The organism is Paenibacillus sp. FSL P4-0081, assembly GCF_000758565.1.
GTDB lineage: Bacteria > Bacillota > Bacilli > Paenibacillales > Paenibacillaceae > Paenibacillus_AQ > Paenibacillus_AQ phytohabitans.
Window position 1 is genome coordinate 455539 of sequence record NZ_CP009280.1, and the last position, 14741, is coordinate 470279.

A 14741-nucleotide genomic window follows, 5' to 3' on the forward strand; every position below is an offset into this window, starting at 1 on the left:
TATTATCTCAGTCAAGCATCTGCATAAATCCTTCGGTGCCCATAAGGTACTGACCGATATCAGCGTCGACATTCACAGCCGGGAGGTTGTGGTGGTGATCGGACCTTCGGGTTCGGGCAAATCGACCTTTCTGCGCTGCCTCAATCTGCTGGAGCAGCCGCAGGAAGGCGATATTATAATTGAAGGCACTTCCTTGATGGCCAAAAGCACAAGGATTAACGATATCCGTACCGAAGTAGGCATGGTCTTTCAGCAGTTCAATCTGTTCCCGCACAAAAAAGTGATCGAGAATATTATGCTGGCCCCGATGCAGGTCCGCAAATGGCCGGCTGACAAAGCCCGTCAAAAAGCGCTGGAGCTGCTGCAAAAGGTGGGACTGAGCGAGAAGGCGGAGATGTATCCATCCTCGCTCTCGGGCGGTCAAGCCCAGCGTGTGGCGATTGCGCGCGCGCTGGCGATGGAGCCGAAGATCATGCTGTTTGATGAACCGACTTCTGCACTGGACCCCGAGATGGTGGGCGAGGTGCTCGCGGTCATGAAGGATTTGGCCAGTGAAGGAATGACTATGGTTGTAGTAACGCATGAGATGGGCTTTGCCCGTGAAGTGGGAGACCGTGTCCTCTTTATGGAACAGGGAATTGTAGTGGAGCAGGGGGTACCCGAGCAGTTGTTCGGAAATCCGTCACATGAGCGCACCCGGGAATTCCTGTCCAAGGTACTGTGAGAATCTGTCAAAGTAGAATATTGTTATTTAATCGGTTATATTAGAAGAGTAAGAATTAGGCAATGGGACCATCGGTTGAATATCTGCCCGGAATGGCGGGGAGGAGGCTCGGGGATATCTTTTTTTAAAGTATAAGGATTTATGGGCTACGCATAATAATTTATCCTTATATTTCCGGCAGAAGCGGATATGGTGCTTATAGTACGGCACAGCCCGTTCTACTGGTCATAATTCAGAATGATAGAAGGAGAATACGATGAGCACATTTAAAAATTGGCTAAATACGACAAAAACCGGACTGACAGAACAAGTTAAGAAGTTTAAAAATAAAGACTTTATGAACGCGGTAGTTGCAGGCTGCGCACTGGTTGCTGCGGCTGACGGCAAGATTGAGGAATCCGAGAAGAACAAAATGGCCGGATATATGAACCTCAGCAATGAATTGAAGGTATTTGACATGAGAGATGTCATCAACCAGTTCAACTTCTATGTAAGCAACTTCGAGTTCTCGCCGGAAATCGGCAAGCAGGAAGCGCTCAAATCGATCGCGAAATTCAGCGGCAAACCGGAGATCGGACGTGTCATTGTGGGCGTATGCTCCGCGATCGGTGCGGCTGACGGCGACTTCGATGAGCATGAGAAAGCGGTTGTCCGGAATATCTGCAGTGTGCTGGGACTGAGCCCAAGCGAATTCAGCCTGTAATACAGGCCGGGGGGCATCCGCAATTGGATGAAACTTAGGCGTTTCTTCATCGTATCACTGATATAACACCCGCAAGAAGGACTTACAGGCAGTGATTACTACTGGAAACGGAGGTACGTAAAGTTGGCTGGAATCAATCTGGTAAAAGGTCAGAAGATCGATTTAACTAAAGGGAATGCCGGACTGTCTAACGTAATCGTAGGACTGGGCTGGGACCCTGCCGAACCGGCAAGAGGCTTCTTTGGTGTCAAGAAACAGGCGAATGTGGACTGCGATGCTTCCGCTCTGCTGCTGAATGAGAATGGCAAGCTGACCAATAAGCTGAACCTCGTCTGCTTTCACAACAAACAGAATACGAACAACTCTGTAGTTCACTCGGGAGATAACCTGACGGGTGAAGGAGACGGCGACGACGAGCAGATCATGGTGAATCTGAAGTCGATTCCTGCCGATGTCCATAAGGTTCTGGTTGTGGTTAACATCTACGATGCGGTGAACCGCAAGCAGGATTTCGGGATGATCAAATCGGCATATATCCGGATTATCAACGCGGCCGGGAACGGCGAGCTGATCAAGTTTAATCTGACGGACAATTACACAGGCTTCACGGCACTGATCTGCGGCGAGCTGTACCGCCATGGCGAAGAGTGGAAATTCGCAGCTATCGGTGAAGGCGCGCACGCAGCACATATCAATCAACTGGCTGAACGTTATATCTAATTCCAATTTGAGAAAAGAGGGTTCTATTCATGGCTATTAACTTATCCAAGGGACAAAAAATCGATTTGACCAAAACTAATCCGGGCTTGTCCAAAATTACAGTCGGCCTCGGATGGGATACGAATAAATACGATGGCGGTAAGGACTTCGACCTGGACGTGTCTGTGTTCCTGACCAATGCTAACGGCAAAGTGGATAAAGAAACAAACTTCATCTTCTTCAACAACAAGCAGAACGAGAACGCTTCCGTTGTTCACACCGGCGACAACCGCACAGGTGAAGGCGACGGAGACGATGAGCAGGTTCAGGTTGATTTGCTCAATGTTCCTGCGGATGTTGATAAAATTGCGTTCACCATTACAATCTACGAAGCGGAAGCCAGAAGCCAGAACTTTGGACAAGTCTCCCGTTCTTATGTGCGTATCGTGAATGATGCGAACAGTGAAGAATTGATCCGTTTTGACCTGGGCGAAGATTTCTCCGTTGAAACGGGCGTTGTTGTCGGCGAATTGTACCGCAATGGTGCAGAGTGGAAATTCAATGCCATCGGCAGCGGCTACAAAGACGGCCTCTCCGGACTGACCCGTGATTACGGTCTGCAATAAGACCCTGATGACTCCGGGAATTAAATCTTTGAGGAAAGAAGGTTTTTGCCAGTGACGATCAGTCTTTCCAAAGGACAGCGGATTGATCTTACCAAGACCAATCCGGGCCTGACGAAGGTAGTTGTAGGACTTGGCTGGGATACAAACAAGTATAGCGGCGGCAAGGATTTCGACCTGGATGCTTCAGCATTTCTGCTGCATGAGGACGGCAAAGCCAAAGGCGAAGACGACTTTGTATTCTATAACAACCCAAGCGGCGGGACAGGCTCTGTAACCCATACAGGCGATAACCGTACAGGTGAAGGCGACGGGGACGATGAGCAGATTCTTGTAGATTTCAGCCTGGTGCCGGCGAATATTCAGCGCATTGGGATTACAGTGACGATCTATGATTATGAGACGCGGGTGCAGAACTTCGGACAGGTATCGAACGCATTTGTTCGTGTTGTAGATGCTTCCAGCGACCGCGAGATTCTGCGGTTTGACCTGGGTGAGGATTTCTCCACCGAGACAGCTGTTGTCTTCTGTGAATTCTACCGCCATGGGGCGGACTGGAAGTTCCAGGCGATCGGCAGCGGGTTTGCCGGCGGGCTCAGCGCTCTATGCAAGAATTATGGACTGGATGCACAATAATGCTTCAAAGGCGGGATCATCATCGATCCTGCCCTTTTTATAGACAAAAGTGTATAAGTTGCACTCTTATCCATTTATAAAGGTGGCGTAAGAATGAGTACTGAAGTAGTTAAAGGGCAGAAAGCAGACCTGACCAAAGGAAACCCGGGAATCCGCAATATCATTGTAGAGATCGGGTGGAAAGCTCCATCTTCCATGGATATTGACGCCTCTGCGTTCCTGCTCGGGGCGCAAGGCAAAGTAAATAGTGACGATGATCTGATCTTTTATAATAACCCGTCTACGCCTTATATCAGATATAAGGATGTGCCGGGTGCAACTTCGGGGGGACTTAAGCAGTTCGAGGTGGGACTGGACAAGATTCCTGCAGGTATCGCGAAGATAGCCTTTACCCTTACCCTGTATGATGGCGAGAACCGCAAGCAAATGTTCGGACAGATGAGCGAGGCCCAGTGCCGGATCCTGGATCAGGCGACAGGGGCGGAAATTCTGCGGTGTAACCTGGGAAATCATTTCTCTGTGGAAACAGCTGTTGTGGTAGGAGAATTATATAGATACGGCGAAGAATGGAAATTCAGTGCGATCGTTGCAGGCTTCTCCGGCGGACTCAAAGCGCTGTGCGGCAACTATGGCATAGAAGTGGAGGATGAGCCTGCTCCGGCGGCTGCACCGCAGCCTGAGAAGAAGACGGCACCGCCGGAACGCACGCCGCTTCAGGTGCCGCCACCGAAGGTGGAGCAAGCCAGACCTGCTATAGTAATTCCTCCTCCGCCTGCGCCGAAGCAGACGGAAGCTCCCGCACCGCCGCTGAATCTCAATCTGAAGAAGATTGAGCTGAAGAAGAAGGGCGATTCCATCAACCTGAAGAAATCAGCCTCCGGTCTCGGTGAGCTCGTCATCAACCTGAACTGGAACCAGAAGCAGGGCGGTGGACTGTTCAGCCGTAACAAGGGCGGCGTGGATCTCGATCTTGCCTGCCTGTATGAACTCAAGAATGGCAGCAAAGGAGTTGTGCAGGCACTGGGTAATGCGTTCGGCAACCTGCAGCAGCCGCCGTACATCATGCTGGATGGGGATGACCGGACAGGCTCCGTAACATCCGGCGAGAATCTGCGTATAAACGGAAGTAAGGTTGCACAAATCGAAAGAATTTTAGTGTTTTCTTTTATTTACAAGGGAGTTACCAATTGGTCTGAGGCGGATGGGGTGGTTACCCTGAAGCAGGATGGAGGACCGGATATTGTCGTTAATCTGGACGAGCATAACAACCGTAAGGGCATGTGCGCCATCGCGCTGATCCGGAATGTAGGCAACGAGACCTTCAGTATTGAACGGCTTGTGCAATATTTCAGCGGTCATAAGGAGATGGATGAGGCCTATGGCTGGGGGCTTCGCTGGGTAGCAGGCAGCAAATAATTTTATTTTACCGGAGGCGCAAGTGGAATGGACTGGTTCAGTGATTTTTTTAGGAGTATCAGTGAGAATTATGGGCATTTCTTCTCCTGGAGTGATGTTGTAGCGACGCTCTCCGATCCTGTCAGCTGGGGGATTATAGGGAGTCTGGTTCTGCTGGAGGGCCTGCTCTCCGCAGATAACGCGCTCGTGCTGGCGGTAATGGTTAAGCATTTACCGAAAGAGCAGCAGCGTAAGGCACTGTTTTACGGGATACTCGGCGCTTATTTATTCAGATTCCTGGCGATTGGTCTGGGTACCTTCCTGATTGGATTCTGGGAGGTTAAGGCTCTAGGTGCTCTGTATCTCTTCTACATTGCCTATAAAGGTCTGTTTAAGAGTGGCGGAGAAGAAGGGGAGACGAAGAACAAAGGCACCTCTTTCTGGAGGACGGTGCTCCTGGTTGAATTAATGGATATTGCCTTCAGTATTGACAGTGTAGTTGCTGCATTCGGTCTTAGTAATCAAGTCTGGGTGCTATTCCTGGGGGGTATCCTCGGCGTGCTGATGATGCGCGGCGTGGCACAGGTATTCCTCAAGCTGATTGCTAAATACCCTGAACTGGAACAGTCAGCCTTCCTGCTCATTGCACTTATTGCCGGTAAAATGCTTGCTGGTGCGTTCGGGTATGAGATGCCGCATGTGATCTTCTTCACGGTTCTGATTGCAGTGTTTGTGGGTACCATTGTGTACAGCGCCAGTAAACGCAAAAAAGAGGCGAACCGCAAAGCCTGATTCCCCTGATGGATAGCTTTAGATTCATAGCTGTACAGGAAGCCGGGGAGTTCACGGGAAGGGTGGACTCCGGCGTGCTTCCGGGTAATCGTTATATGTTATAGCATGGCCTTTGCTTGTATTTGAGAAAGCCGGATGCCGTCCCCGAGAGGACGGCATAGCCGGTTCTGCTTGTCTCTATATGGAGAGGCTATTCGTTTTGTGCTTGGCACAACATTAAGGGGGAAAGGCCTTGAGATATTTCGATTACCTTACGCAAGAACAGGAAACTTCATTATTTCATGTTCCGCCGGTTTCATTTGATCATACAACCAGCAAGGATTTACTGGCTTATGCCGTCGGAGCTGCCCTTTATATGCCTGCTACAAGGTCCAGTGTTGCCGAAGATATTATTAAGCTGAGAGCCTCGGGGCTCGTTACGGTAATCATAGATCTGGAGGATGCCATAGGGGATGGCGAGGTGGATTATGCTGAAGAATCCGTTGTGCGGCATCTCGCCTTCCTGTCCGCTTACGCCGAGAATGATCCGGAGCCCAGAGGCAGTCTGCCGCTGCTGTTCATCCGTGTACGCAATCCGGAGCAGCTGCAGGATCTGATTTTCCGGCTGGGTTCTTTAATAACGATGCTGACCGGTTTTGTGTTTCCCAAGTTTTCTGTCCTGAACGGTGTGGAATTTTTTGAGGCCATTGCCGACTACAATAATACGCGTACTTATTCAGCCCCTGTGCTGTACGGAATGCCGATTCTGGAGAATGCTCCAATCATCTACCGGGAGAGCCGGCTGGACAGCCTGCTAGCCATCCGTGATCTGCTGGGGCAATACCGCGAATATGTGCTCAATGTCAGAATTGGAGCAACGGATTTCTCCAGCCTGTTCGGACTGCGGCGCAGTCCCGATATCAGCATCTATGACCTGACGCCGATCCGCGACTGCATGTCGGATATTATTAATATATTTGGCCGTGTGGAAGAAGGGTATGTCATCTCAGGACCCGTGTGGGAATACTTCGCCAGCAAAGGACACCGGGTTCTGCGTCCTCAGCTTCGCGAGACTCCTTTTGAAGATACCTATGGCAAACATGGCCGTGAGATGCGGAATAAATACATTTCCAGCTCGATGGATGGCCTGATCCGTGAAGTGATTTTGGACAAGGAAAACGGTATTGTGGGCAAAACGATCATTCATCCTTCCCATCTCAGACCCGTGCAGGCGATGTATACAGTAATGCATGAAGAATATGTGGACGCCTTAAGTATTGTGGAGAGCAATGATGGCAGCCGCGGAGTGTTCAAGAGCGAATATTACAACAAGATGAATGAAATTAAGCCGCATTTGAACTGGGCCAGACGTATTTTACTACGATCTCAAATATACGGGGTGTTACATGAACAACAGCATTTTGTCGGATTACTACCCGAGAACGAATATACACACGTTTAATATCGTCGAGAATCTGCAGGTTACGGTAACGGAAACCTCCAACCCCTTTCATATGCCCGTGGAAGCCTTATTCTCCATGGCCGCCCGTATCAACAAGAAACGCTCTTTTCTATTCGTCAGCAAAGTGCTTGGCAAACACATTCCTGTAGGTCCCTATACCCCTCTGCTTAGCGGAGCGGCACTTGCCCTTCTCCTGTACTTAGAGATGAGTGCGGATAGCGCTGAACGGGAAATCATGGACAAGCTGATGAGCCAGGCGGTTCATGGCCTGATTCATCCTGAATTCGCGGAAGAGGCCTATCATGATCTGCTTGCTGCACGTCTGGTTCTGCCTCAGCCTGCCCTTTTTATCGGCTTTGCCGAAACCGCTACCGCCCTGGGTCACAGCATGTACAACATGTTTGCCGGCGGAGCCTCATATATTCATACGACCCGTGAGAATATTCCTGAACTGGAATCCGTAGTCACCTTCGAAGAGGAGCATTCCCATGCTGTAGATCATCTCTGTTACGCCCTGAATCCTAAGCTGTTATCGGGAACAGAGCCAATTGTGCTGGTGGATGATGAGATTACGACCGGCAATACGGCGATCAATACCATTCGTGATATCCAGTCCAAATTCCCGCGCCGGGAGTATGTAGTGGCTTCACTTCTGGATTGGCGGAGCACCGCGAATATTCAGGCTTACCGTGATCTGGAGCAGGAGCTGGGAATTAGAATCACCGCCTTATCTTTGCTGCAGGGCAGCATTGAGGTGACTGGAACCCCTCTGCTGAAGCCGCAAGCCGGAAGCGCAGAACCATCCGCAGCAGTTGCAGAGCTAGTGACCACGTATATACAGGACGGGTTAGAGCGGCTGCAGGTGTCCTCTGCGGATGCGCAGGGTGTTGTGAATCTCTCCCCCTATTTGAAATACAGCGGCCGTTTTGGTCTGGAATCTGCAGATAACCGGCGGATTGACGAAGGCGTCAGCAGGGTGGCCGGGAAGCTCCGTGACTTACGGGAAGGCTCCCGCACTTTGGTGATGGGCGTAGGCGAGTTCATGTATCTGCCGATGCGGATTGCCGCGGAGATGGGTGAGGGCGTGTCCTATCAATCCTCTACCCGCAGTCCGATCCATCCGCAGCGCCGTGCCGATTACGGTGTGCACAGTGCAGCAGCGTATCCGTCCGCAGGCGACACAGAGATCACCAATTTCATCTATAATGTGGATCCCGGCCAGTATGATGATATCTTTGTGCTGCTTGAGCGGGATGTGCCGCGGCAGCGGATTGAACCGATGACGGATATTTTGCAGAGGCTGGCAGGCAATAAGGTGCATCTTATTATACTGGCCTCTGAACCTGAAACTGGAGGCTCGCGGATATGAAGGGAATCGAAATGGAAGAGATAATGAACAGAAGAATATCCCCTCCGGTTCCGCTGGGCAGCTACCCTGCCTCCGATGTTACGTTTCTGCTCAAGGACCTCAGCGATGTATCCCTGGAGCGGGGAACAGCCGAACGGGAGGAAGCAATCCAGTCGGGCGTGCATTACTCAGAGATGCTCCCTGTAGAATACCAGCCGACGGAGCAGTATATCGAATTGTTCCATGAGACATTGCAGCATACCGCGAGGAAGGTGGCGCTTGCTGTAGCTGCCGTATCTGAGATGATTGTGGCTCAGCGGGGAACGGCGAATACGGTTCTAGTCTCACTGGCAAGAGCAGGTACCCCGATAGGCGTGCTGATCAAAAGGTATATTCTGGAGCGCTTTGAAGCGGATCTGCCGCATTACAGTATTTCGATTATCCGGGGTAAAGGTATCGATGAGAACGCTGTGCTATATATGCTGCAGCAGCACGGAAGCGATGCGGAGCTGCAGTTCATTGACGGCTGGACCGGCAAAGGGGCTATCCGCCAGGTGCTGATCGAGGCCTGCGGGAGCATGTACAGCAAATATGGGATTACCCTGAATGATGATCTGGCGGTGCTTGCCGATCCCGGATACTGTTCGGGAACCTTCGGCACAAGGGAAGATTATCTGATCCCAAGCGCTTGCCTGAACTCTACGGTATCCGGTCTGATGAGCCGTACCGTGCTCCGCGACGATCTGATCGGACCGGAGGAGTTCCATGGTGCCAAATTCTATAAGGAATGGCTGGATAGTGATCTGTCTAATGTATTCGTGGAAGCTGTGACTCCTTATTTCCGTGAGGTGGCTGCGGAGGGGCTGAAGCTTGCTGAAGAGATGCAGGCGGATCCTCCGGAGATTACCTGGCAGGGGCTGGCTGATATCCGCAGTATCCAGGAGACCTTCGGCATTGATAATATCAATCTGGTGAAGCCGGGGGTTGGCGAGACCACGCGTGTGCTGCTGCGCAGAGTGCCCTGGAGAATCCTCGTTGATCGGCTGGACAATCCCAACCTGCGGCATATTCTGCTGCTGGCCGAAGACCGTGGTGTACCTGTGGAGGTATTCCCCGGACTGACGTATTCCTGCTGCGGGATCATTAAGCCGCTGAAAGGGGAGAGTGAATGATCTACGCCAGTGATCTGGACCGTACGCTGATCTACTCTCTGAATGCCATCGGGGTTCCCGGGGATGCCCCCGGTCTGGTGCCGGCCGAAGTGATTGACGGCAGAACGGTCTCGTATATATCGCAGCAGGCTCTGGATATGCTGAAAGAGCTTGCGGCGAAGATCATCTTCATGCCGGTCACTACGCGCACTATCGCACAGTACCGGCGGATCAACCTGTTCCAGGAGACCGTTATTCCGGATTATGCCGTTACCAGTAATGGAGGCAACATTCTCGTGAACGGGGTAGTGGACCAGGAATGGCGGGCGGCTGTCGGGCGGCTGGTGGAACGCGGGTCCGTGCCGGCTGAGGAAGCCGGAAGGATTGTCCGCTCTGTAGTGCGGGCAGAATGGATTACCAGTGAGCGGTATTGTGACGAGCTGTTCTACACCTTCGTAGTGCACCGTGATTCTCTGCCGCTGGATGAGATTACCCGTATGGCTGAGCGGCTGGATGGACTGGGCTGGAAGGTATCGCTGCAGGGGCGCAAGCTCTACATTGTGCCGGAGGCCGTGAACAAAAGTGACGCGATCCTTCATGTCCGCCGTACCGTCCGGTCAGAGCCGATGGTCGCTTCAGGCGATTCCCTGCTGGACAAGAGTCTGCTGGCGGCTGCGGACTATGCCATTGCCCCCTGTCACGGAGAAATATTTGCCGAGCAGCAGGCGGGTCTAGTAAACTTAGAGTATCCTTTCACGAAGCAATCGGGTGTATTTGCCGGGGATGAGATTATGCAGTATGTTCAAACGATTTATAATAATTTGACAGCATTGGGAGTTGGGCCACAATGAAAAAGGTAAATATTTATTTCAATCGCTGGTTTTCCGTGGCTTTTCATTACATGAATCTCATCCGGAACAATGAAGACGGCATCCCGGTTCAAATATTCGCCACCCACCCGGATATCCGCCATATGTCGCTGCAGGGCGCTGATGTTGCAGGGGCCGAGCCTGAGCTTACGGGAATCGAATACGTGCAGTTCTGCGTTGATTTCTGCCGCCGCAATGAGATTGATATTTTCATTCCGCGGCTGCATATGCTGGATATCGCCCGGCATGTGTCCTTGTTCGATGCCATCGGGACGAAGGTGCTGGTCTGCCGCGATCAGGATCTGCTGGAAATGATTATGGATAAAGGCAAGTTCTACGAAAGTGTGAAGTCTAACGGAATCATGACGATTCCAGATTATCATGTCGTAAGTAATGCAGAGCAGTTCAAGGAAGCCTATGAAGAACTCGTCTCCAAGGGACATAAGGTCTGCTTCAAGCCGACCGAAACAGAGGGCGGTCTCGGATTCCGGATTATAGACAATAACCGCAGCCCGCTGGAAGAGCTGTTTGGACATGTAACGCCGTTAATTTCCTTCGAGGATGCTTACCGTATTCTTTCCGGAGCGGAGAGTTTTCCTAATCTGATGGTTATGGAGCTGCTGGAGGGATATGAATATAGTATTGATTGTCTGGCAGATGCGCATGGCAATCTGCTTGCCGCTGTCCCGCGCCGTAAGGCGGGCGGACGGCTGCGGCTGATGGAGCATATTCCGGAGCTGGAAGAGGTTGCCCGCAGGGTGGCCGAGACCTACCGGATTCCTTATAATTTCAATGTCCAGATGAAATACAGCGGCGATGTACCCAAGCTGCTTGAGATTAATCCGCGGATGTCCGGGGGCCTGCATATCTCGTGTCTGTCCGGAATTAACTTCCCTTATCTGGCAGTCAAAAGCGCTCTGGGCGGCGAAGTTCAGCCTGTAGAATTCGCGCACAATGTCTTGGCAAGCCATGTTGAGCAGCCGCTGATCATGAAAATAAACGGAGAATCCGTGGTTACGGATTCCGTGAATTGAGTGTGGAGCATTCACGCTCATAAGAGGTGAGAAGGAATGCAAGCTAAATTCAAAGTACTGGTATACGCCGGGGCCGGCTATGTTGTGGCTGTATTGACCAGCGGGTTCCTGCCCGAGCTGATCTCGCTGCTGCTTCCGGTTGCCGGGGCCGCCCTTGCGGTGCCGGGCTTCAGGCGCACAAGAGTGAATCTCCCGGTGGAGGTTATTCCCGCCGGCCAAGAGCCGGCAGCGGCTCCTGCAGCTTCAGCCGGGGCGCTTCAGTCCCCGGCTGGCGGCGCCCCGGCCGCAGGCCCACTCCCGGCTGCGGGACAGGCTTCTGCGGTCAAAGCGGGAGCTGAGACCAGAGGGGAGATTACCATCGGAGCGGAATTCGCTCCGGTAGTGGAGTATCTTAGCATTCTGGAGGATATGATTATATCTGAAGGGCAGAAGGATACGCTGGATAATGAGATCGTCGAGAAGTCACTGGCGCTGTTCGCCAGACTGCAGCGTGTGATTCCTCTGCTGCAGGAACTGGGCAATGGCGAGATCAACCACACCGTCCGCAGACTGGTGCTGAAGGATCTCAACGGTGTGATCAATCCGTTCCTGAGGCTGGGCGGCGAAGCCAAGACGAGAAACCGGAGAATGCTGCTGAACGGTCTGCGTGATGTCGATACCAAAATATCCGATATTGCGTCTACGATCGAACATAAAGACCTGATGGAACTTCAGACCAAGGCGGAACTGATTCATCAGCGTTACAGCAGTTCCGAACTATAGGAGGAGGAAAACCATGTCCACGCAGTTGATCGAGCTGAGAAAAGAAGATGAACAGAAGGTAGTGGAGGAAGCTTCCCAGTTAATTGAGAAGGTGTCCAAGACCGATACGGTAGCCCTGGATTCCCTGATGGATGATATCGGCAAGCTTGGCGTGAAGACGCAGGAAAAAGCGGGACAAACCCTTAAGCTGCTGGATCGTCCGGTCAATGACCTGATGAGCGGCAAGCGGGTGGAAGTGCCGAATATGATTATGAAGCTGCGTAATGAGTGCGAGACGCTGCAGCAGAGCAAGAATGTCAGCTTTTTCGGCAAAATGCTGCGCAAGAGTCCGCTCAAAAATTATGTCTACAAATATCAGTCCGTCCGCACCAATATTGATGCCATCATTACCGGTCTGCGCGACGGCCGCGATACGCTGGAAGAGAGCATCGTCAACATGCGCCAGCTGAAGCGCACCTCGATGGAGGAGATTTATAACCTGCAGACCAAAATTGCCTTCGGCAACAAGCTGAAGGAGCTGTTCGAGGTAGAAATCGCCAAGCCGGAGAACGAATTCCGCAAGGCGTATCTGGAACGGGGACTGCGCAAGGTAATGGTACGGATTCAGTCCATGACCGAAATGATTCTGCTCTACAATCAGGCGATTGCGGCAACGGATATCATCAATGACAACAATGATAAGCTGATCGATTCCGTAAACAACGCGATTGATAAGACTTCTAACCTGATCACCGTGTCGGCGATGATTGCTATGTCCCTGGCTGATCAGGAGAATGTCATTAACGCTGTGGAAGCCACCAACAAGACGATCGAGGATCAGTTCAAGGAGAACGCACGGTTGCTGCGTACAACTACCGAGAAGACCACGGAGCTGCTCTCCAAGCCGTCCATGTCACTCGAAGCTGTGAATCAGGCAATAGGCGATCTGCTAAGTGCTCTGGATACCTCGGAGCAGTCCAACCGGCGGATTATCGAGAGCTGCCAGGATTATACGTCCAAAATGACGACCATCAACACCCAGCTGAACAACCGGCTCGGGCTTAATGAGGGCTCGCAGCCGCAGGCTCTGAAGCAGGCGGAGAATGGGCTGAGCAGCTTTTTGAACTGATGATTTGATCTGCGGCCCGTAAGCACATACGAAGGATTGCAATAAGCCTGCTGATGGGGATCAGCGGGCTTTTTTTGTCATGATAATCAGCATTCATAATGCTCCGCTCTCCCACATAAGTTGTCACTAAGGCGACCTGTGGAGAAAGAGGGGATAAGCGGATGATTCTGGGATGTTTGATAGTTGTGCTTATCGTCGTAGCCAGCAGTGAGAAAGCGGAAGCTATTGCCAGGCTGAATGACCCGGATGATAGAGGCCTGTAAGGCAGGTCCGGAAGGTGTGCGGGCTCCATAAATATTGACGCTCTGTGGTTCAAGCAATTTCCAGCGGTTTATTGGGTATAATAACCCGGAGGCTGTACAGCAGCCTCTACAATCACTGAAAATACGAAGCTAAGACGGAGGTCAAATGGAGAACGAGGCACTGCTGCAGGTGGAGAAGCTGGCACTGAAGAAACAGAAGATCTTCCGGCAAAGCATATTGCGGTATATTGCCAGAGCCATGCTCGCCAGCATGTTTATCGGATTCGGCGTTATCGTAGCGTTTAAGACCGGCAACTTCTTCTATATGGAACAATCGCCGATGACCTATCCGATGGCTGCGATTACGTTCGGCGCAGCCATCATCCTCATTTCTTACGGCGGGGGAGATTTATTTACCGGAGATACCTTCTATTACACCTACGCGGCCTTGAGACGCAAGATGGCATGGACTGAGGTAGTGCGGATGTGGGTAGTGAGCTACATCGGTAATATCCTTGGGGCTACGGCGTTCGCCCTGCTGATTTTTCTGACCGGATTATTCTATGATTCCTCTGTGAACGGGTTTCTGCTGAATGTGGTGGCTCACAAGATGGAAGCCCCGGCGCTGCAGCTGTTCTTCCGGGCTATTCTCTGTAACTGGCTCGTCTGTCTGGCCTTCTTCGTCCCGATGTCGATGAAAAGCGACGGAGCCAAAATGTTCGCCATGGTTCTATTCGTGTTCTGTTTCTTCATCTCCGGGTATGAGCACAGTATTGCCAACATGTGTACCTTCGCAATTGCGCTCGTGCTGGATCACCCCGGCACCATATCATGGGGAGGCGTTGTGCATAATCTTGTCCCGGTTACGCTCGGGAATCTCATTGGCGGCGGGGTGCTGATGGGCGTGATGTATTACTATGTGAATAAGCCGTTTCTGGATGAGGAGTCTCATTAAAGCGGCTGCCAAATAAACCAAAAAGCGTTTCTCCGGTTATGGAGGAACGCTTTTCTGCTTTTTGTTGAGATAAATATACACAAAAGCTGTTTGTTCCTGCTGGAATTCATAGTAAATTTCATAGCTGTTTTAACCTCCCGATTACATTTCCTTTTAGAATGCCGGAATTACAACTAGCCCTGCTTCGTCGGCTACTTATAAGGGACACAGATTATTTGGCAGTAGCGGGTAAGGGAGGCGATTTGGAAGATCGTGAATA

The 14741-nt window shown here is 51.5% G+C and carries 15 protein-coding genes; all 15 read left to right on the forward strand.

The window, feature by feature from the left end; translation table 11 throughout:
* The first annotated feature begins 1 nt into the window (after position 1).
* The 15 genes from P40081_RS02075 to P40081_RS02145 all read left to right on the forward strand — a co-directional run bounded on the left by P40081_RS02075 (position 2) and on the right by P40081_RS02145 (position 14482).
* A complete protein-coding gene (locus P40081_RS02075; protein WP_042140674.1) occupies positions 2 to 724 on the forward strand; it encodes an amino acid ABC transporter ATP-binding protein in 723 nt (240 codons plus the stop codon).
* A 256-nt stretch (positions 725 to 980) separates the two neighbouring features.
* Entirely contained in the window at positions 981 to 1427 is a 447-nt protein-coding gene (locus tag P40081_RS02080; protein WP_042132981.1) for a tellurite resistance TerB family protein, read from the forward strand.
* Between the two features lie 123 nt (positions 1428 to 1550).
* Positions 1551 to 2147, forward strand: coding sequence for a TerD family protein (locus tag P40081_RS02085; RefSeq protein ID WP_042132983.1), 597 nt, complete (start codon positions 1551 to 1553; stop codon positions 2145 to 2147).
* A gap of 29 nt (positions 2148 to 2176) precedes the next feature.
* On the forward strand, positions 2177 to 2752 hold the full coding sequence (locus P40081_RS02090) for a TerD family protein (protein WP_042132985.1): 576 nt from the start codon (positions 2177 to 2179) through the stop codon (positions 2750 to 2752).
* Positions 2753 to 2803: 51 nt separating this feature from the next.
* The gene (locus tag P40081_RS02095; RefSeq protein ID WP_042132987.1) at positions 2804 to 3385 is read left to right on the forward strand and encodes a TerD family protein; all 582 of its coding nucleotides are present in this window, start codon (positions 2804 to 2806) and stop codon (positions 3383 to 3385) included.
* 93 nt (positions 3386 to 3478) lie between these two features.
* The gene (locus P40081_RS02100) at positions 3479 to 4801 is read left to right on the forward strand and encodes a TerD family protein (RefSeq protein WP_042132989.1); all 1323 of its coding nucleotides are present in this window, start codon (positions 3479 to 3481) and stop codon (positions 4799 to 4801) included.
* A 27-nt stretch (positions 4802 to 4828) separates the two neighbouring features.
* The gene (locus P40081_RS02105) at positions 4829 to 5572 is read left to right on the forward strand and encodes a TerC family protein (protein ID WP_042132991.1); all 744 of its coding nucleotides are present in this window, start codon (positions 4829 to 4831) and stop codon (positions 5570 to 5572) included.
* Between the two features lie 232 nt (positions 5573 to 5804).
* Entirely contained in the window at positions 5805 to 7013 is a 1209-nt protein-coding gene (locus P40081_RS02110; protein ID WP_042132993.1) for an HpcH/HpaI aldolase/citrate lyase family protein, read from the forward strand.
* Between the two features lie 76 nt (positions 7014 to 7089).
* Complete coding sequence (locus P40081_RS02115) at positions 7090 to 8382, forward strand: phosphoribosyltransferase family protein (RefSeq protein WP_042132994.1); 1293 nt, start codon at positions 7090 to 7092, stop codon at positions 8380 to 8382.
* Positions 8379 to 9533, forward strand: a complete 1155-nt coding sequence (locus tag P40081_RS02120; RefSeq protein ID WP_042132996.1) for a cysteine protease StiP family protein — start codon at positions 8379 to 8381, stop codon at positions 9531 to 9533. The genes P40081_RS02115 and P40081_RS02120 overlap by 4 nt, the downstream gene beginning before the upstream one ends.
* Positions 9530 to 10363, forward strand: coding sequence for an HAD family hydrolase (locus tag P40081_RS02125; protein ID WP_042132998.1), 834 nt, complete (start codon positions 9530 to 9532; stop codon positions 10361 to 10363). The genes P40081_RS02120 and P40081_RS02125 overlap by 4 nt, the downstream gene beginning before the upstream one ends.
* Positions 10360 to 11415 carry an ATP-grasp domain-containing protein gene (locus P40081_RS02130; RefSeq protein WP_039299399.1) on the forward strand — a complete coding sequence of 352 codons (1056 nt, stop codon included), beginning with the start codon at positions 10360 to 10362 and terminating at the stop codon, positions 11413 to 11415. Before P40081_RS02125 ends, P40081_RS02130 begins: the two co-directional genes overlap by 4 nt.
* A gap of 36 nt (positions 11416 to 11451) precedes the next feature.
* The gene (locus P40081_RS02135; RefSeq protein ID WP_042132999.1) at positions 11452 to 12177 is read left to right on the forward strand and encodes a hypothetical protein; all 726 of its coding nucleotides are present in this window, start codon (positions 11452 to 11454) and stop codon (positions 12175 to 12177) included.
* Between the two features lie 13 nt (positions 12178 to 12190).
* Positions 12191 to 13285: a toxic anion resistance protein gene (locus P40081_RS02140; protein WP_039299403.1), complete on the forward strand. Its 1095-nt coding sequence runs from the start codon at positions 12191 to 12193 to the stop codon at positions 13283 to 13285.
* Positions 13286 to 13693: 408 nt separating this feature from the next.
* Entirely contained in the window at positions 13694 to 14482 is a 789-nt protein-coding gene (locus P40081_RS02145) for a formate/nitrite transporter family protein (RefSeq protein ID WP_039299406.1), read from the forward strand.
* Positions 14483 to 14741 lie beyond the last annotated feature (259 nt).

Bases quoted from the DNA above. Each gene is read 5' to 3' on its own strand.
- P40081_RS02080 (WP_042132981.1), top strand. From the start codon at position 981: ATGAGCACATTTAAAAATTGGCTAAATACGACAAAAACCGGACTGACA.
- P40081_RS02090 (WP_042132985.1), top strand. From the start codon at position 2,177: ATGGCTATTAACTTATCCAAGGGACAAAAAATCGATTTGACCAAAACT.
- P40081_RS02100 (WP_042132989.1), top strand. From the start codon at position 3,479: ATGAGTACTGAAGTAGTTAAAGGGCAGAAAGCAGACCTGACCAAAGGA.
- P40081_RS02105 (WP_042132991.1), top strand. From the start codon at position 4,829: ATGGACTGGTTCAGTGATTTTTTTAGGAGTATCAGTGAGAATTATGGG.
- P40081_RS02115 (WP_042132994.1), top strand. From the start codon at position 7,090: ATGGCCGCCCGTATCAACAAGAAACGCTCTTTTCTATTCGTCAGCAAA.
- P40081_RS02120 (WP_042132996.1), top strand. From the start codon at position 8,379: ATGAAGGGAATCGAAATGGAAGAGATAATGAACAGAAGAATATCCCCT.
- P40081_RS02125 (WP_042132998.1), top strand. From the start codon at position 9,530: ATGATCTACGCCAGTGATCTGGACCGTACGCTGATCTACTCTCTGAAT.
- P40081_RS02130 (WP_039299399.1), top strand. From the start codon at position 10,360: ATGAAAAAGGTAAATATTTATTTCAATCGCTGGTTTTCCGTGGCTTTT.
- P40081_RS02135 (WP_042132999.1), top strand. From the start codon at position 11,452: ATGCAAGCTAAATTCAAAGTACTGGTATACGCCGGGGCCGGCTATGTT.
- P40081_RS02140 (WP_039299403.1), top strand. From the start codon at position 12,191: ATGTCCACGCAGTTGATCGAGCTGAGAAAAGAAGATGAACAGAAGGTA.
- P40081_RS02145 (WP_039299406.1), top strand. From the start codon at position 13,694: ATGGAGAACGAGGCACTGCTGCAGGTGGAGAAGCTGGCACTGAAGAAA.